This window comes from Streptomyces sp. NBC_01551 (assembly GCF_026339935.1).
GTDB lineage: Bacteria > Actinomycetota > Actinomycetes > Streptomycetales > Streptomycetaceae > Streptomyces.
The window spans coordinates 4,050,013-4,067,887 of the sequence record NZ_JAPEPX010000001.1; the positions used below are offsets into that span (position 1 = coordinate 4,050,013).

Consider the following 17,875-nt stretch of genomic DNA (forward strand, 5'->3'; position numbering starts at 1 on the left):
GACTCGGAATGCGATGAGCAGCCTCTTTGACGACAGTTTCCTGGCGGACCTCACCCCCTCCGACGAGGTCCCGCCGCCGCCCGAGGACCACGCCGCCCCGGAACCGGACGCGGACGATCTCTTCGGGGGCCGGTTCGACGTACCCATGAGCGGGGACGCGTACTACCGGGACGGCGCCCCCCGGCCCGTCATCGACGCCGCGGCGCTCCTGGACGGGCTGAACAAGGAGCAGGCCGCGGCCGTCGTGCACGCCGGGTCCCCGCTGCTGATCGTGGCCGGCGCCGGCTCCGGCAAGACCCGCGTGCTGACCCACCGCATCGGCCACCTGCTGGCCGCGCGGAACGTCCACCCGGGCCAGATCCTGGCGATCACCTTCACCAACAAGGCCGCCGGCGAGATGAAGGAGCGCGTCGAAGGCCTCGTCGGCCCCCGTGCAAACGCCATGTGGGTCTCGACGTTCCACAGCGCGTGCGTCCGCATCCTGCGCCGCGAGTCCAAGCGGCTCGGTTTCACCTCGTCGTTCTCGATCTACGACGCGGCCGACTCGAAGCGCCTGATGGCGCTCGTCTGCCGCGACCTGGACCTGGACCCGAAGAAGTTCCCGCCCAAGGCCTTCAACGCCAAGATCTCGAACCTGAAGAACGAGCTGATCGACGACGAGGCCTTCGCGGCCCAGGCCGTCGACGGTTTCGAGAAGACGCTCGCCCAGGCGTACGCGATGTACCAGGGGCGGCTGCGCGAGGCCAACGCGCTCGACTTCGACGACATCATCATGACGACCGTGCACCTGCTCCAGGCGTTCCCGGACGTCGCCGAGCACTACCGGCGCCGCTTCCGGCACGTCCTGGTCGACGAGTACCAGGACACCAACCACGCCCAGTACACGCTCGTGCGCGAGCTGGTCGGCACCGGCTACCCGGACCTGCCGCCCGCCGAACTGTGCGTCGTGGGCGACGCCGACCAGTCGATCTACGCCTTCCGCGGCGCGACCATCCGCAACATCCTCCAGTTCGAGGAGGACTACAAGGACGCGACGACGATCCTGCTGGAGCAGAACTACCGCTCCACCCAGACGATCCTCTCCGCCGCCAACGCGGTCATCGAGCGCAACGAGAACCGCCGCGCCAAGAACCTGTGGACCGAGGCCGGCACCGGCGCGGTCATCACCGGCTACGTCGCGGACACCGAGCACGACGAGGCACAGTTCGTCGCCGACGAGATCGACCGGCTGACGGACGCCGGCGACGCCAAGGCGGGCGACGTCGCGATCTTCTACCGCACCAACGCCCAGTCGCGTGTGTTCGAGGAGATCTTCATCCGGGTCGGCCTGCCCTACAAGGTCGTCGGCGGCGTCCGCTTCTACGAGCGCAAGGAGGTCCGGGACGTCCTCGCGTACCTGCGCGTCCTGGCGAACCCGGAAGACAACGTCCCGCTGCGCCGGATCCTGAACGTGCCCAAGCGCGGCATCGGCGAGCGCGCGGAAGCGATGATCGACGCCCTCGCGATGCGCGAGAAGATCACCTTCCCGCAGGCGCTGCGGCGGGTGGACGAGGCGTTCGGCATGGCCGCCCGCTCGACCAACGCCGTGAAGCGGTTCAACGTGCTGATGGAGGAACTCCGCACGATCGTCGACTCCGGCGCCGGTCCGGCGGTCGTCCTGGAGGCGGTGCTGGAGCGTACGGGCTACCTCGCCGAGCTCCAGGCGTCGACCGACCCGCAGGACGAGACGCGGATCGAGAACCTCCAGGAGCTGGCGGCGGTGGCGCTGGAGTTCGAGCAGGCGCGGGTGGCCGCGGCCGCCGAGGCCGCCGAGAACGGCGCCCCGCCGGTGGGCCCCGGCACCCTCTCCGAGTTCCTGGAGCAGGTCGCGCTCGTGGCCGACTCCGACCAGATCCCGGACGAGGACACCGAGGGCACCGGCGTCATCACCCTCATGACGCTGCACACCGCCAAGGGCCTGGAGTTCCCGGTGGTCTTCCTGACCGGCATGGAGGACGGGGTCTTCCCGCACATGCGGTCGCTGGGGCAGACCAAGGAGCTGGAGGAGGAGCGGCGCCTGGCGTACGTGGGCATCACGCGCGCCCGGGAGCGGCTGTACCTGACGCGGTCCTCGATGCGCAGCGCGTGGGGGACCCCCTCGTACAACCCGCCCTCGCGGTTCCTGGAGGAGATCCCGGCGGAGTACCTCCAGTGGAAGCGGACGGGCGCGGCGCAGAAGCCGGCGGGTCCGATGCGGAGCTCGGGGTACGGGTCGGGTTCGGGGTCGGGCTTCGGGTCCGGGTCCGGTTCCGGCTCCGGGAAGGCGTCGTTCGGGACCTCGCCCGAGGCGTTCCTGTCCTCGTCGCGCACGAAGGCGGGCCCGTCCGGGTTCGCGACGCGCCGGGCGACCGACAAGCCGGTCATCGCGCTGGCCGTCGGGGACCGGGTCACGCACGACCAGTTCGGGCTGGGCACCGTGATGGAGGTCAAGGGAGCCGGCGCGGACGCGCAGGCCACGATCGACTTCGGGGACGACAAGCCGAAGCGGCTGCTGCTGCGCTACGCGCCGGTGCAGAAGCTGTAGTCCGTCCGTCCCGGGCGGCGTTCCGCCGCCCGGGATCGGTCAGTTCGGGTCCAGGCCGTGGCTGCGCAGCCACGACAGGGGGTCGATCGCCGCGCCGCCGCCGGGCCGTACCTCGAAGTGCAGGTGCGGGCCGGTGGAGTTGCCCGAGTTGCCGGAGTACGCGATGACCTCGCCGGCCTTGACCTTGCCGGACCGGATCTTGGTGCTGCTCAGGTGGCAGTACCAGGTCTCGGTGCCGTCGGGCGAGGTCACTATCGCCATGTTGCCGTAGGCGCTGTTCCACTGGGTGCGCACGGTGCCGTCGGTCGCGGCCATGACCGGGGTGCCGTAGCCGACCGGGAAGTCGATGCCGGTGTGCACCGACATCCACATGCCGCCGGCCTGCCCGAAGGTGGCGCTGAGGCCGTGCTGCCCGACCGGGACGGCGAACTTGGGGCGGGCCGCTTCCTTGGCCGCCGCCTCCTCCGCCTTTTTCTTCTTCTCGTCTTCCTGGCGCTGGCGCAGGTCGATGCGCTCCTGCGTGCGGCTCGCGCGGTCCGCGAAGTCGCCCGCGTCGGCGCTGAGCGCGGCCAGCTGGGTGTCGAGCTGGCTGTTCGCGGCGACCGGCTTCACCGCGGCCGGGTCGGGCGCGGCCAGGGTGGTGACGTCCTCGCCGGTCTTGCCGCCGGTGTCGGTGAGTCCGCCGACGGACGCGGCGGCCACTCCGGCGACGCCCATCACGCAGACGGAGGGCACGGCGACGGTGAGCAGGGCGGAACGCTTCGCCGGGGTGCGGCGGCGACTGTTGCCGGCCTTGGCGGTGCTGCCCTTGGCGGCACCCTTCGCCGAGCCGGCCTTTGCCGCGCCGGCGCGGCGCGCGGCGCGCGGCTCGGCGGGCGGGGTGACCGGCATGGCCTGGGTGGGCAGATCGTGCACGGCGCCGGGCTCGGGCTCTTCGAGTGCGAGCTGGGGCTCGGGTTCGGGCTCCGGCGCGACGGGCGTGGGCTCGTACGAGAGGTCGTAGCCCTGCGGCTCGTACTGGGTCTGCTCGTATTGCGGCTGTTCGTGCTGCGGCTGCTCGTACTGAGGCTGTTCGTACTGCGCCTGTTCGTACTGCGCCTGCTCGTACTGCTCGTAGGCGTACGGGGTGGCGGTGGCGGTTGCCTCGGGCTGGAGCCCTTCCTGGGCGACGGTGTTCCAGGCGGTGGCGTCGTAGGCGCCGGTCTCGGTGCCGGTGGTGCCGTAGCCGGGCATCGCCCAGTGTCCGGTCTGCTCGCCGGAGGTGTCGTAGCCGAAGCCGGTCGACTGGTACTCGGGGCCGGGGGCCGCCGCGTTCGCCGCCGTCCACGCGCCGGCGTCCCACTGGCCCGTGCCGTCGGCGGGGACGCCCTGGCTGGGGATGGTGGAGAGGTACGCGTCCTGCTGCGGGTAACTGTCCTGCGTGGTCCAGGCGGTGGTGTCGTACGCGCCGGTCTCGTAGGAGTTGTACGCGTAGTTGTACCCCTGGCCCTGCGTTTCGTAGGCAACGTAGGCCGAGTCACCAGCGAAAGTGGTGGTGGAAAGGCCGTCGTACCCGAGATCGGGGTACTGGCCCGACGGTGGGCGGTCGTTCACCAACTTCTCTTTCGCCTCGGCGGTGGGGGGCCTGGGTGGCCGGGGAATGAGAGGTTCCCCGGAGGAGAGCAGTGGCGTGACTGTACCCGCCGGTTACGTGCGACGACAATCTTCGGAGGGGTTCGTCCTCGGGGGAACCGGGCATTCGGCCGCCTTTCGGTCGCCGAAACACTCAGCCTTGGCCTTGAGTTCGAAATTCGTTCGACTTTCGTTGGGTTTCGTGAACCGGCTCAGGCGGACTCGGAGGACCAGGTTCCGGGCTGCGGAGCCGACACCTCACCGAGCTCGCCGGGCCGCCCGTCGAGGGCGCGGCGGACCGCCGCGATCACCGCCGGGTGCGCCGGGAGGGCGAGGTGCCCGATACCGGTGACCTGGATGTTCTCGGCGTGCAGATCCGGATGCTCCAGGCGTGCCGTCCCGGCCGGAGCCATGATCGCGTCGAGCTCGCTCCAGAACGCGACGCACCGGGTCCGGCACCCGGGCGCGGGCGCGCGGAGCTCGGCCATCACGGCCGAGTCCGGGCGCATCTGCCGGACCAGGGGGTGCGCGTCCATGAAGGGGGCGACCCGGGTTCCGGAATGCGGGGTGCCGAGGGTGACGAGCGTGCGGACGCGCGTGTCGCCGCCGAGCCGCTGGACGTAGTACCGCCCGACCAGCCCGCCCAGGCTGTGGCCGACCAGGTCCACCCGGTCCTGCCCGGTGCGCTCGCACAGCTCCTCGACGCGGCGCGCGAGATGGCGGGCCGTGACGCGCAGGTCGCGGGTGAAGGGGGAGTAGTTGTACGTCTCCACGTGCCGGCGGCCGCCCGCCCCGAGGGCGCGGCGCAGCAGGACGAAGACGGAGCGGTTGTCGGAGAACCCGTGCAGCAGCAGGACCGGCGGACGCGGCCCGGCCGGCCCGGTCGGCGGGCGCTCGCTCAGCACGCCGGTGGGATAGAGGAGCAGGTGCCCGGCGAACACCAGCGCCTCCAGCACGGCGGCCCGCACCACGGCCCCCGACGGCGCCACGGACTGCGAAACGGTCAGCAACGGCGTGATCGACAGACCCATCGACGGCCTCCCCTAAGCCCCTTGAGCCCCTTGGGTACGCGCCGGTCGACCGCCCGCCGCCTGTGGCCGGATGTGACCCCGCCACCGTGCCGTGCGGCTGTCGGCGCGGTGGCGGGGCTACTGGTTGCGGCTCTGTGCGGCTCCTCTGGTGAATCAGTCGCGGTGAATCAATGGCGTCCCACGTGTGATTTCCCCCTCGTGGTTGACCGCGAAACGGTGGCGTGCGCGATGCTGTACTTAACGTTCGTTCACTCGGGAGGCAGTGCGATGGGTGTGACCGGTCCGATCCGTGTGGTGGTGGCCAAGCCGGGTCTCGACGGCCACGACCGTGGTGCCAAGGTCATCGCGCGGGCTCTGCGGGACGCCGGCATGGAGGTCATCTACACCGGCCTCCACCAGACCCCCGAACAGATCGTGGACACCGCGATCCAGGAAGACGCCGACGCGATCGGCCTCTCGATCCTCTCCGGCGCCCACAACACGCTGTTCGTGCGCGTCCTCGAACTCCTCAAGGAGCGCGACGCGGAGGACATCAAGGTCTTCGGCGGGGGCATCATCCCGGAGGACGACATCGCCCCCCTGAAGGAGAAGGGCGTAGCCGCGATCTTCACCCCGGGCGCGACGACCACGTCGATCGTCGACTGGGTCCGCACCCACGTCCGCCAGTAGCCTCCGGCGGCCCCGCACCCTGCCACTCCGCCAGCCGGCGCCCGGCCCCCGCTGACCGGGGCGCCGGGACTACCGGGCTTGCCGGGACCAGCCCCCGCGCTGCCCGGTAGCGCCGGGGTCGCCGGGCGCGCCGCCGTTGTCGGGGCCGGCGCCCGGCCCCCGCGCCTCAATCGCCGGCGGGGCTGGGGTGCGACGGCCGGGCTGGGCGGTGCGGCGGCAGCTGCGGGCACGGGCTTTGCCCGGTGCCCTTCGGCGGCTGGATTGTCCGGAGGGCAATTGCGGCTCGCCGCACCCGTCCGACGCGTCGGCCAAGATCCAGCCCCGCCGTCACACCCCAGCCCCGCCGGCGTTTGAGGCGCGGGGTCTGGGGCGGAGCCCCAGGGGCTGCAGCCCGGCTACCGCTCCAGCTCGGCCTGTCCGGCGTACCCCGTCAGCCTCGTCGGCGTTGAGGCGGGGTTCAGAGGGGCGGGGTTAGTTCCGACAGCATGGTCGCGCGGATGCGAAGGGTGGCCACCAGGCGCTGGAACGCCTCCGACCAGTACGCCGCCGCCCCCGGCGCGGAGTCCGGATCCTCCGGCGCGGCCGTCAGCGCTTCCAGACGCCCCGCCTCCGCAGGATCCAGGCAGCGCTCCGCCAGCCCCATCACCCCGCTGAAGCTCCACGGGTAGCTGCCCGCCGCCCGCGCGGCGTCCAGCGCGTCCACCACGGCCCGCCCCAGCACCCCCGCCCACGGCACCCCGCACACCCCGAGCAGCTGAAACGCCTCGGACAGCCCGTGCGCCCGCACGAACTCCGCGACCCACCGCGCCCGTTCCCCCTCCGGCAGGATCGACAGCAGCTTCGCCCGCTCCGCTATCGACGCCGTCCCCGGCCCGGCCGCGGCCGGCGCGGACGCCGAGCCGAGCAGGGCCTGCGACCACCCGGGATCACGCTGGCGCACCGCCGCCCGGCACCACGCCGCGTGGAGTTCCTCCGCCCAGCCCTCGGCCACCGGCCGCGCCACTATCTCCGCCGGGCCCAGCCCCCCGAACCGCTCCGGCCAGCAGGACAACGGCGCCGCCTCCACCAGCTGGCCCAGCCACCACGCCCGCTCCCCGCGCCCGGCCGGCGGCCGTTTCACCACCCCGTCCCGCAGCATCCCCGCGTCGCACTCCGCCGGCGGAGTCACCCCCTCCGGGCCCACGCAGGCCAGCGCCCGCTCAGCCATCCGTCCCGCCAGCGCCGAACCCGGCAGCGCGGACAGCAACTCGGCCGCCGTCGCGCGGACATTGCGGCTGCGGTCTCCCAACGCCGCCTCCAGGAACGGCTCGTCCCCCTCCGACAGCCCCACCCGCAGCGAATCGAGGAACATCAGCCGGTCCTCGGCCCGTTCGGTGGCCCAGGTCGTCGCCAGCAGCCGGGTCGCCCCCGCCGCCTCGTGCGCCCGTACGGCGCCCAGCAGCGCGACCCGTTCCGCGAACAGGCCCTCCTGCCACAGCCGTTCCACCCCCGCCGCGTCCGTGACCTCCGGCAGCTCCCCGCCGCCCCCCGACCCGCCGCGCAGCGCGAACCGCCAGTCGGGATTCAGCCGGGCCAGCCACAGCCCCCGGACCCCGGCCAGGGCCAGCGCCTGCGGGCGCAGGTCCGTACGCGCCCGGGCCGCGTCCAGCAGCGCCGGCACCAGCGCCGCCGGCGCCCGGTACCCGTACCGCCCGGCGGCGGCCAGCCACTGTGGCAGCAGCTCCGTCAGATCCGGGGCGGTGCCGCGACGGCCGCCCCCGCCGGCCGCTCCCGAGCGGCCCGCCAGCAGCTGCGCGAGCCGCCGCCGGGCCGCTTCCGGTGGCGCCGGGCGCGGATCCCGGGGCGCCGGCTCCGGGCGCGGACCCGCCTCGGCGGGCCGCAGCCCGGCCCGCCGCCGTACGGTCTGCACCGCCGCCGCGTCCAGCAGCGCCTCCGGACTGCCCTGTCGCCGCTCGGTGCCCAGCAGCGCGACCCCGACCAGCTCCTCCCAGTCCCCGTGCGGCGTCTCCCCGTCCAGCGTCTCCATCGGACCCCTCCCTCGCGTCGTGTTGCCCGGCTCCGGTCCCGCCCCCTCCGCGGGACCGGAGCGGCTTTCCGCCCCGTTTCGACCAGCGTTCAGCTGGCGTGGCTGTCGTTCACGCTTGCCCCCCGGCTCGCTCGTGTGTTCACGCCGACGCCCCCGCGCCGTGCGCTTCCTTCGTCTCCCCGCGCCGGCGCTCCCCCTGGCCGGTCAGACCAGGGCCACGGGCTCCGGCGTATCCGGCTGCCAGGCCGTCAGCGGAGTGAAGCCGCGATGGCCGCACTCGCCGAAGACCGTGACGGGACCGCCGCCCGAGAGGGCGGCCAGCTGCCACAGTCCGGACCGCGAACGGCCCCCGGCGAGGGCCACCGGCAGGGCGGACGTCCCCTCCACGTCCGCCAGTTGCCAGCCCAGCTCGCCCGGTATCGGGAGGACCGGGCCCAGCACCACGGGCCAGGAATCCAGCCACGGGTCCTCGCGCAGCGCCGCCCCGTACGCCTCCAGGGCGGCCTCCGTGCTCACCCCGGCCGGGGCCTGCGCGCACGGCGTCGCCGCCGCGAACCGCTCCCCGAGGTCCGCCCGGAGCCCCGCCGAACCGGGCCGGAAGCGAGCCTCCGCCTCCAGCACCAGCCCCACCGGCAGCGCCAGCCCCGGCGGCCGCCCGGGCGGCCCGAAGTCGAGCACCAGGGCCGGGCGCCCGCTCCCCAGCCCGCGCAGCCATATCCGGCGGGTGGTGAGGCGGCCGTCCGCGGACACCGAGTCGTACTGGGACAGGACCAGCCACCGGTCCCGTACCGCCTCCCCCTCCCCGGAGGCGCCCGGTATCCCCACCCGGTTGCGGACCGTCGCCGCCAGCGGTTCCGGCAACGCCGAAACCCCAAGCCAGGCCCGGTCCAGCAGGTGCAGCAGCGCGGCCTCCTCCAGCATCCGGGCGGGCCAGCCGGGCCCGCAACTGGGTATCGTCCCCAACTCCCGCACCCGCGCGGCCAGTCCGGGGGCCTGGGCGTCGACCATCCGGGCCGCGGTCTCCTCCCAGCCCGCGTAGCCCGTCTGCTCCTGGCCGGCCAGGCCGCCCCGCAGCAGGTCCGAGAGCCGCTGTTCGAGCTCTCCGACGCCCGCGCCGACGCGCGCCGCCCGCCGCTCGGCCCGGCGCCGGGCGGCCTCCTCGTCCACCGGCTTGGCCGGCCCGCCGGCCGGGCGCGCGGCCTTCGCCGCCCGCCCGGCGAGCCATTCCCCGGCCCAGTCCGGCGCCTGGCCGGGCTCGCCCAGCCCCTCCGCCGCCCAGAGCAGCAGCAGCCCCAGCGCGTGCTTGCACGGGAACTTCCGGCTCGGGCAGGAGCACTTGTACGCCGGGCCCGTCAGGTCCACGACCGTCCGGTACGGCGTACTGCCGCTGCCCTTGCACAACCCCCACACCGCACCGGAAGCGGAACCTCCGGTCTGCGACCACGGGCCCGGCCCGCCGAGCCTGCCCCCCGCCTTGCGTGACGCCACGTCAGGAGCCAGAGCCAGTACCTGTTCCGCCGTCCAGCGGTCCCCCTGCTCAGTCATGTGTTCCACCGTAGAGACCCCCACTGACAATCGCCCTGACCAGCAACAACGCTCCGAACAAGGCCCGTTGTCAGTGGCGTGGTGCACCGTTGTCACAGCAGTCGGGAGCGGCTGCCGAGCAGTGGAGGGGGAGCATGACCATGCCCGAGAACAGCACCGGCGCCGAGGCGCTGCGACCGCACGCCGAAGACGCCTTCGCACACGAACTGAAAGCCCTGGCGGCCGCCGACGACCGGCCCCGCCCGACCCGCTGGAAGCTCTCCCCGTGGGCGGTGGCCACGTACCTGCTCGGCGGCACCCTCGACGACGGGACGGTCATCACGCCCAAGTACGTCGGACCGCGCCGCATCGTCGAGGTCGCCGTCACCACCCTCGCCACCGACCGCGCCCTGCTCCTGCTCGGCGTCCCCGGCACCGCCAAGACCTGGGTGTCCGAACACCTCGCCGCGGCCGTCAGCGGGGACTCCACCCTCCTCGTCCAAGGCACCGCCGGCACCCCCGAGGAAGCCATCCGGTACGGCTGGAACTACGCCCGGCTCCTCGCCCACGGCCCCAGCCGCGAGGCCCTCGTCCCCAGCCCCGTCATGCGCGCCATGGCCGACGGCATGACCGCCCGCGTCGAGGAGCTCACCCGCATCCCCGCCGACGTCCAGGACACCCTCATCACCGTCCTGTCGGAGAAGACCCTCCCCATACCGGAACTCGGCCAGGAGGTGCAGGCCGTACGCGGCTTCAACCTCATCGCCACCGCCAACGACCGCGACCGCGGGGTCAACGAGCTCTCCAGCGCGCTGCGCCGCCGCTTCAACACCGTCGTGCTGCCCCTGCCCGCCACCGCCGACGCCGAGGTCGACATCGTCGCCCGCCGCGTCGACCAGATGGGCCGCGCGCTCGACCTGCCGGCCGCGCCCGAAGGGCTGGAGGAGATCCGCCGCGTCGTCACCGTCTTCCGCGAGCTGCGCGACGGGGTCACGGGCGACGGCCGCACCAAGGTCAAGTCGCCCAGCGGAACCCTGTCCACCGCCGAGGCCATCTCCGTCGTCACCAACGGCCTCGCCCTGGCGGCCCACTTCGGGGACGGCGTCCTGCGCCCCTCCGACGTGGCCGCGGGGATCCTCGGGGCCGTCGTGCGCGACCCGGCCGCCGACAAGGTCGTCTGGCAGGAATACCTGGAGGCCGTCGTCCGTGAGCGGGACGGCTGGAAGGACTTCTACCGGGCCTGCCGGGAGGTGACGGCATGAGCGTCCCCGCCGCGCGGGGGCCGCTGCTCCTGGGCGTACGGCACCACGGACCAGGCTCCGCCCGCGCCGTGCGGGCCGCCCTGGAGGCGGCCCGGCCCAGAGCCGTGCTCATCGAGGGCCCGCCCGAGGGGGACGCGCTGCTCCCGCTGGCCGCCGACCCTGGGATGCGGCCGCCCGTCGCCCTGCTCGCGCACGCCGCCGACGACCCCGGCCGGGCCGCGTTCTGGCCGCTGGCCGGCTTCTCCCCGGAGTGGGCCGCGATCCGGTGGGCGCAGGAGCGGGACATACCGGTCCGGTTCATCGACCTCCCGGCCGCGCACACGCTGGCCGCGGAACCGGAGGCGCGCGCGCCCGACACCGTACGGCTGGACCCGCTCGCGGTGCTGGCCGAGACCGCCGGGTACGACGACCCCGAGCGCTGGTGGGAGGACGTCGTCGAACACCGGGGCGCCGGAGCGGCCGATCCGAAGGCCGCCTTCGAGGCGCTCGGCGAGGCCATGGGCGCCCTGCGCGAGGAGTACGGGGACGGCGGGCACGCCCGCGACCTGGTCCGCGAGGCGTACATGCGGCAGCGGATGCGCGCCGCCCGCCGGGAGTTCGGCGAGGAGTACGCCGTCGTGTGCGGCGCCTGGCACGTCCCGGCGCTGCGCGCCCGCACCACGGCCGCCGCGGACAAGGCGCTGCTCACCGGGCTTCCCAAGGTCAAGGTGGAGACCGCCTGGGTGCCGTGGACGCACCGTCGGCTCGCCCGGGCCGGCGGGTACGGGGCGGGCATCACCTCGCCCGGGTGGTACGCGCACCTCTTCGCCGCCCGCGACCGGCCGGTCGAGCGCTGGCTGACCAAGGTGGCCGGGCTGTTGCGGGAGGAGGACCGGCAGGTCTCCTCGGCCCATGTCATCGAGGCGGTCCGGCTCGCCGAGACGCTGGCCGCGGTGCGGGGGCGGCCGCTGCCGGGGCTCACCGAGACCCTGGAGGCGGTGCGGGCGGTGATGTGCGACGGCTCGGACGTGCCGCTCGCGCTGATCGAGGACCGGCTGGTCGTCGGCGACGTGCTCGGCGAAGTCCCCGACGCGGCGCCCGTCGTACCGCTCCAGCGGGACCTCACGCGCCGGCAGCGCTCGCTGCGGCTCAAGGCGGAGGCGCGGGACCGGGAGCTCGAACTCGACCTGCGCAAGGACACCGACGCGGCGAAGTCGCTGCTGCTGCACCGGCTGCGGCTGCTCGGCATCGAGTGGGGCACCCCGGCGGCGTCCCGGGGGAGCACGGGGACGTTCCGGGAGACCTGGCGGCTGCGGTGGGAGCCGGAGCTGTCGGTGCGCGTCGCCGAGGCCGGGATCTGGGGCACCACCGTCCTGGCGGCGGCCACGGCGAAGGCCGAGTCGGACGCGGCCGGGGCGGGGGAGCTCGGGGAGGTCACGGCGCTCGCCGAGCGGTGCCTGCTGGCGGGGCTGAGCGAGGCGCTGCCGGCGGTGCTGCGGGCGCTGGCCGACCGGGCCGCGCTGGACACCGACGTGGCGCGGCTGGCCAAGGCGCTGCCCGCGCTGGCCCGCTCGCTGCGGTACGGGGACGTCCGGGGGACCGACGCGTCGGCGCTGGGCACGGTCGCGGCGGGGCTCGCGGAGCGGATCTGCGTGGCGCTGCCGGTCGCGTGCGCGGCGGGGCTCGACGCGGACGCGGCGGCGGAGCTGCGGGGCCATGTGGACGGGGTGCACGGGGCGATCGGGCTGCTGGGGTCGCAGGACCTGCGGGAGCGCTGGTCGGCGGTGCTGCGGGCGCTGGCCGCGCGGGACACGGTGCCCGGGCTGATACGGGGGCGGGCGGCTCGCCTGCTGCTCGACGACGGCCGGCTCCCGGAGGAGGAGACGGCGCGGCTGATGGGGCTCGCCCTGTCGCCGGCGTCCTCCCCGGCCGACGCGGCGGGGTGGATCGAGGGGTTCGCGGGCGGCGGCGGCACGCTGCTGGTCCACGACGAGCGGCTGCTGGGGCTGATCGACGCGTGGCTGGTGTCGGTGCCGGAGGGGGCGTTCATCGACGTACTGCCGCTGCTTCGGCGGACGTTCGGGGCGTATGAGCCGGGCGTGCGGCGCACCCTGGGCGAACTGGCCCGCCGGGGCCCTGGCCGGGCGTCGGCGCTCCCCGGCGGTGCCCTGCCGGGCTTCGCCCCGACCTTGGACCCCACCCGCGCCGACGCGGTCCTCCCGGTACTCCGCCTCCTCCTCACCCCCACCCCGCCGTGACGCGGCCCGCCCGGCGCGCCGCCGTTTCCGGGGGCGGAGCCCCAGGGGCTTCAGCCCCTCGGGCGGTTGAGGACTGAGCAGGGACAGGGGGATCGGATCGATGAGCGGGACGGGAGATGTGATGTCGGCGGATGGTGGGGAGCGGTTGCGGCGGTGGCGGATGGTGCTGGGTGGGGGTGAGGCCGACGGGACCGGGGCCGTGCTCGGGGGGCGCGATGCGGGCATGGACGGGGCGCTCGGGGCGCTGTACGGGGGCGCCGGCGGTGGAAGGGGTGAGCGGTCCGCGGGGCTCGGGGGGTCCGCGCCGAACGTGGCGCGGTGGCTCGGGGACATCCGTACGTACTTCCCCAGCTCCGTCGTCCAGGTGATGCAGCGGGACGCCATCGCACGGCTCGGCCTGTCCACGCTGCTCCTGGAGCCGGAGATGCTGGAGGCCGTCGAGCCGGACGTACATCTGGTCGGCACCCTGCTGTCGCTCAACAAGGCCATGCCCGAGACGACCCGGGAGACGGCCCGCGCCGTCGTCCGCAAGGTCGTCGAGCAGTTGGAGAAGCGGCTCGCGTCCCGCACCCGGGCCACCCTCACCGGCGCACTCGACCGTTCCGCCCGGGTCAGCCGCCCCCGGCACGCGGACATCGACTGGAACCGGACCATCCGGGCGAATCTGAAGAACTATCTGCCCGAGTACCGCACCGTCGTCCCCGAGCGGCTCATCGGGTACGGGCGCGCCTCCCAGGCGGTGAAGAAGGAGGTGGTGCTCTGTATCGACCAGTCCGGGTCGATGGCGGCCTCCGTCGTCTACGCCTCCGTCTTCGGCGCGGTGCTGGCCTCGATGCGGTCCATCGCGACCCGGCTGGTCGTCTTCGACACCGCCGTCGTGGACCTGACCGACCAGCTCGACGACCCCGTCGACGTCCTCTTCGGCACCCAGCTCGGCGGCGGCACCGACATCAACCGGGCGCTCGCGTACTGCCAGTCCAAGATCACCCGCCCCGCCGACACGGTCGTCGTCCTGATCAGCGACCTCTACGAGGGCGGCATACGCGACGAGATGCTGAAGAGGGTCGCCGCCATGAAGCGGGCGGGGGTCGAGTTCGTGACCCTGCTCGCACTGTCGGACGAGGGCGCGCCCGCCTACGATCGCGAACACGCCGCCGCCCTCGCCGCGCTCGGCGCACCGGCCTTCGCCTGCACCCCCGACCTGTTCCCGGACGTCATGGCGGCCGCCCTGGAGAAGCGGCCCCTGCCCGACCCCCGCCCGGCGTAGTAAATCGGCAGATCGCACGAAGACGCAGCTCAACCGTGAGGCGATCTGTGACAGGTATCACCGCTCAGGTGTGATCTGCGATTTAGGGACCCACGTCCCACGGGGATAACCTGCGAGACGGACATGCCGCGTCCACGGTCACCGTGTGCGCCTTCCTTGTGACAGAGCCGTCACGTTGCCCTCCGCGGCACGCCCACGCAGATAGCAGACAACCGCGAATCACTGCGAATCTTTGAAGACAAGGGACGGACGCGCGTGGACCTGTTCGAGTACCAGGCGAGGGACCTCTTCGCCAAGCACGGTGTACCGGTGCTGGCCGGTGAAGTCATCGACACGCCTGAGGCGGCGCGCGAGGCCACCGAGCGACTGGGCGGCAAGTCGGTCGTCAAGGCGCAGGTGAAGGTCGGCGGCCGCGGCAAGGCCGGCGGCGTCAAGCTCGCCGCCACCCCGGACGAGGCCGTCGCCCGTGCGACGGACATCCTGGGCATGGACATCAAGGGCCACACGGTCCACAAGGTGATGATCGCCGAGACGGCTCCCGAGATCCTCGAGGAGTACTACGTCTCGTACCTGCTGGACCGTACCAACCGCACCTTCCTGGCCATGGCCTCGGTCGCGGGTGGCATGGACATCGAGCAGGTCGCCGAGGAGACCCCGGAGAAGCTCGCCAAGGTCCCGGTGAACGCCAACGAGGGCGTGACCATCGAGAAGGCCCGCGAGATCGTCGCGCTGGCGCAGTTCCCGGCCGAGGTCGCCGAGAAGGTCGCCGAGGTCCTCGTGACCCTGTGGGCCACCTTCATCGCCGAGGACGCGCTCCTCGTCGAGGTCAACCCGCTCGCGAAGGTCGCCAACGGCGACGTCATCGCGCTCGACGGCAAGGTCTCGCTCGACGAGAACGCCGAGTTCCGCCAGCCGGGCCACGAGGAGTTCGTGGACCACGCGGCCGCGAACCCGCTGGAGGCCGCCGCCAAGGCGAAGAACCTCAACTACGTCAAGCTCGACGGTGAGGTCGGCATCATCGGCAACGGCGCGGGTCTCGTCATGAGCACCCTCGACGTCGTCGCGTACGCCGGTGAGAACCACGGCGGCGTCAAGCCCGCCAACTTCCTCGACATCGGCGGTGGCGCCTCCGCCGCCGTCATGGCCAACGGCCTCGAGATCATCCTCGGCGACCCGGACGTCAAGTCCGTGTTCGTCAACGTCTTCGGTGGCATCACCGCCTGCGACGAGGTCGCCAACGGCATCGTCCAGGCGCTGCAGCTGCTCGAGGACAAGGGCGAGGCGGTCACCAAGCCGCTGGTCGTCCGCCTCGACGGCAACAACGCCGAGCTGGGTCGCAAGATCCTGTCGGACGCCAACCACCCGCTGGTTCAGCGCGTGGACACCATGGACGGCGCGGCCGACAAGGCCGCCGAGCTCGCGGCTGCGAAGTAAGGGCAGAGGTCACAGACTCACATGGCTATCTTCCTCAACAAGGACAGCAAGGTCATCGTCCAGGGCATGACCGGTGCCACGGGCATGAAGCACACCAAGCTGATGCTGGCTGACGGCACCAACATCGTCGGTGGCGTGAACCCGCGCAAGGCCGGCACGACCGTCGACTTCGACGGCACCGAGGTCCCGGTCTTCGGCTCGGTCGCCGAGGCGATGGAGAAGACGGGCGCCAACGTCTCCGTCCTCTTCGTCCCGCCGGCGTTCGCCAAGGCCGCCGTCGTCGAGGCCATCGACGCCGAGATCCCGCTGGCCGTCGTCATCACCGAGGGCATCGCGGTGCACGACTCCGCCGCCTTCTGGGCGTACGCGACCGCCAAGGGCAACAAGACCCGCATCATCGGCCCGAACTGCCCGGGTCTGATCACCCCCGGCCAGTCCAACGCCGGCATCATCCCGGGCGACATCACCAAGCCCGGCAAGATCGGTCTCGTGTCCAAGTCCGGCACGCTGACCTACCAGATGATGTACGAGCTCCGTGACATCGGCTTCACCTCGGCCGTCGGCATCGGTGGCGACCCGGTCATCGGCACCACGCACATCGACGCCCTGGAGGCCTTCGAGGCCGACCCGGAGACCGAGCTGATCGTCATGATCGGCGAGATCGGCGGCGACGCCGAGGAGCGTGCGGCGGACTTCATCGCGAAGAACGTCACCAAGCCGGTCGTCGGTTACGTCGCGGGCTTCACCGCCCCCGAGGGCAAGACCATGGGCCACGCCGGCGCCATCGTCTCCGGCTCCTCCGGCACCGCGCAGGCCAAGAAGGAGGCCCTCGAGGCCGCCGGCGTCAAGGTCGGCAAGACGCCGACCGAGACGGCGAAGCTCGCGCGCGAGATCCTGAACGCCGCGCAGTAGCAGCCCTTGGCTGTACGCATGCACGGGCGTGGCCCGCACCCTTTCGGGGGTGCGGGCCACGCCCGTTTTCGCGTTGCCCGGCTGTGTGGCCGCTCGACCTCGCGGCCGCTCGGCTACTCGACCCCGGGGGCGATGCGGGCGGGCCCGGCCTCCGGGTCGTTGCGCAGCTTGTCGTGGAGTTCCCTGCTCCGCTCTGTCAGATGCTGGGGGCCGCTGAGCGGGGGCACCCCGGAGACGTTCGCGCCCGGGGCCAGCGGGGGGATGTACTCGGTGGGCGCGGTCGCGACGGTGTAGGCGGTCGCGGCGGCGATCATGGCGGTCAGGCCGAGTACGGAGCGGCCCAGGAGCCGGGTGCGGTGCTCGCCGGAGCCGCGTACGGCGGCTGCCGGGCGCGGCTCCAGGGGTACGGCGGGCCGCAGCGCGCCGAGCCGGTGGCGCAGCACCGCCGACTGCTTCTCAGGCGGTACGGCGGCCAGTTCGGGAATCCGGGCGGCCAGCGCGGCGTGCGCGCGCAGGAGGCGGCTGCCGGCGGTGGGGGTCGTGGCCTCGGTCTCGGCGGCGGTGTCGGGGAGGTCGAGGCCGATGCCGTCGTAGAGGAGCACGGTGCGGCGGTGGACGGGGGGCAGGGCGAGCATCGCGTCCATCAGGATCCGGTCGGCGGGGTCGGCCGGGGGCTTGTCGGCGTGCTTGTGGGTGCGCAGCAGCCGGTGCCAGGGGGAGAGGGCGTACTCGTACGCGGCCGCGCGCACCCAGCCGATGGGATCGGGGTCGGCGATGACCTCGGGCCAGCGGTTCCAGGCCAGGTGGAAGGCCCGCTCGACGGACTCCAGCGCGAGGGTGCGGCGGCCGGTGAGCAGGTACGCCTGACGGACGAGGGCGGGGGCGGTGCGGGCGTAGAGGACGTCGAAGGCGGCGGCGGGCGTCACCGGTGCCACCGGTTCCGCTGCCGCTGGGTCGGGCGGGCTGTCCGGCCCCGGGGCCGGGGCCGGACCGGATCCCCGGGCACCCGGAGCCCACGAGGCGCCCGCGAGCCCGGGGGACTCCACGGATTCCGACCCTCCGTCGGCGAGCGGCGATGCCTCGACCGCGACCCCCACGGGCGCCGGAGCGCCGGCCGCGGCGGGGGAGGCGGAGACGGCCTGGAAACCCGGGGACGGATCGGGGCCGAGGGGGCCCGGAGCCGGGTCAGCCCGGAAGAGCTGGTAGCCCGGGGAACCCGGGGCCGCCGGGGCGGCTTCGGGGCCGGAGGAGCCCGGAGCGACCGAGGCGGCCGGCGCCGCAACGGGCGCGGGGACTTCGGCTGACGGGGCGTGAGATCCCGGAGGCATGGCGGGGCCGG

12 protein-coding genes are annotated in these 17,875 nt (G+C 73.5%); 7 read left to right on the plus strand and 5 right to left on the minus strand.

The genetic code is table 11. The features are described from left to right. The first annotated feature begins 13 nt into the window (after positions 1-13). Positions 14-2,563, plus strand: coding sequence for a DNA helicase PcrA (gene pcrA / locus OG982_RS18380; protein WP_266948893.1), 2,550 nt, complete (start codon positions 14-16; stop codon positions 2,561-2,563). Positions 2,564-2,602: 39 nt separating this feature from the next. Here pcrA and OG982_RS18385 read toward each other — a convergent pair whose 3' ends face one another. Both OG982_RS18385 and OG982_RS18390 read right to left on the minus strand, forming a co-directional pair. Further along, positions 2,603-4,156 carry a M23 family metallopeptidase gene (locus OG982_RS18385; RefSeq protein ID WP_266948895.1) on the minus strand — a complete coding sequence of 518 codons (1,554 nt, stop codon included), beginning with the start codon at positions 4,154-4,156 and terminating at the stop codon, positions 2,603-2,605. 230 nt (positions 4,157-4,386) lie between these two features. Continuing rightward, positions 4,387-5,205 carry a triacylglycerol lipase gene (locus OG982_RS18390; protein WP_266785421.1) on the minus strand — a complete coding sequence of 273 codons (819 nt, stop codon included), beginning with the start codon at positions 5,203-5,205 and terminating at the stop codon, positions 4,387-4,389. Positions 5,206-5,472: 267 nt separating this feature from the next. Here OG982_RS18390 and OG982_RS18395 point away from each other — a divergent pair, with 267 nt between their 5' ends. Further along, entirely contained in the window at positions 5,473-5,874 is a 402-nt protein-coding gene (locus OG982_RS18395) for a cobalamin B12-binding domain-containing protein (RefSeq protein WP_266785419.1), read from the plus strand. A gap of 457 nt (positions 5,875-6,331) precedes the next feature. Here OG982_RS18395 and OG982_RS18400 read toward each other — a convergent pair whose 3' ends face one another. Both OG982_RS18400 and OG982_RS18405 read right to left on the minus strand, forming a co-directional pair. Beyond that, on the minus strand, positions 6,332-7,900 hold the full coding sequence (locus OG982_RS18400) for a DUF5691 domain-containing protein (RefSeq protein WP_266785417.1): 1,569 nt from the start codon (positions 7,898-7,900) through the stop codon (positions 6,332-6,334). Between the two features lie 204 nt (positions 7,901-8,104). Beyond that, positions 8,105-9,445, minus strand: coding sequence for an SWIM zinc finger family protein (locus tag OG982_RS18405; RefSeq protein WP_266948897.1), 1,341 nt, complete (start codon positions 9,443-9,445; stop codon positions 8,105-8,107). Between the two features lie 134 nt (positions 9,446-9,579). Between OG982_RS18405 and OG982_RS18410 the strand changes: the two genes are divergently transcribed. The 5 genes from OG982_RS18410 (at position 9,580) to sucD (ending at position 16,536) form a co-directional block, all read left to right on the plus strand. Then, positions 9,580-10,686, plus strand: coding sequence for an AAA family ATPase (locus OG982_RS18410; protein ID WP_266948898.1), 1,107 nt, complete (start codon positions 9,580-9,582; stop codon positions 10,684-10,686). After that, positions 10,683-12,923, plus strand: coding sequence for a DUF5682 family protein (locus OG982_RS18415; protein WP_266948900.1), 2,241 nt, complete (start codon positions 10,683-10,685; stop codon positions 12,921-12,923). Before OG982_RS18410 ends, OG982_RS18415 begins: the two co-directional genes overlap by 4 nt. Positions 12,924-13,023: 100 nt before the next feature. Further along, positions 13,024-14,190: a VWA domain-containing protein gene (locus OG982_RS18420; RefSeq protein ID WP_266785409.1), complete on the plus strand. Its 1,167-nt coding sequence runs from the start codon at positions 13,024-13,026 to the stop codon at positions 14,188-14,190. Between the two features lie 255 nt (positions 14,191-14,445). Next, complete coding sequence (gene sucC / locus OG982_RS18425; RefSeq protein ID WP_250744077.1) at positions 14,446-15,624, plus strand: ADP-forming succinate--CoA ligase subunit beta; 1,179 nt, start codon at positions 14,446-14,448, stop codon at positions 15,622-15,624. A gap of 21 nt (positions 15,625-15,645) precedes the next feature. Further along, positions 15,646-16,536 (plus strand): succinate--CoA ligase subunit alpha, encoded by an 891-nt coding sequence (gene sucD / locus OG982_RS18430; protein ID WP_030710487.1) that lies wholly within the window; start codon positions 15,646-15,648, stop codon positions 16,534-16,536. A gap of 113 nt (positions 16,537-16,649) precedes the next feature. Here the strand turns inward: sucD and OG982_RS18435 are convergent, their stop codons facing one another. Continuing rightward, the gene (locus OG982_RS18435) at positions 16,650-17,462 is read right to left on the minus strand and encodes a hypothetical protein (protein ID WP_266792358.1); all 813 of its coding nucleotides are present in this window, start codon (positions 17,460-17,462) and stop codon (positions 16,650-16,652) included. Positions 17,463-17,875 lie beyond the last annotated feature (413 nt).

Coding starts and splice junctions, on each gene's coding strand:
- sucD (WP_030710487.1), top strand. CDS start 15,646: ATGGCTATCTTCCTCAACAAGGACAGCAAGGTCATCGTCCAGGGCATG.
- OG982_RS18420 (WP_266785409.1), top strand. CDS start 13,024: ATGAGCGGGACGGGAGATGTGATGTCGGCGGATGGTGGGGAGCGGTTG.
- OG982_RS18400 (WP_266785417.1), bottom strand. CDS start 7,900: ATGGAGACGCTGGACGGGGAGACGCCGCACGGGGACTGGGAGGAGCTG.
- pcrA (WP_266948893.1), top strand. CDS start 14: ATGAGCAGCCTCTTTGACGACAGTTTCCTGGCGGACCTCACCCCCTCC.
- OG982_RS18410 (WP_266948898.1), top strand. CDS start 9,580: ATGACCATGCCCGAGAACAGCACCGGCGCCGAGGCGCTGCGACCGCAC.
- OG982_RS18395 (WP_266785419.1), top strand. CDS start 5,473: ATGGGTGTGACCGGTCCGATCCGTGTGGTGGTGGCCAAGCCGGGTCTC.
- OG982_RS18415 (WP_266948900.1), top strand. CDS start 10,683: ATGAGCGTCCCCGCCGCGCGGGGGCCGCTGCTCCTGGGCGTACGGCAC.
- OG982_RS18390 (WP_266785421.1), bottom strand. CDS start 5,205: ATGGGTCTGTCGATCACGCCGTTGCTGACCGTTTCGCAGTCCGTGGCG.
- OG982_RS18405 (WP_266948897.1), bottom strand. CDS start 9,445: ATGACTGAGCAGGGGGACCGCTGGACGGCGGAACAGGTACTGGCTCTG.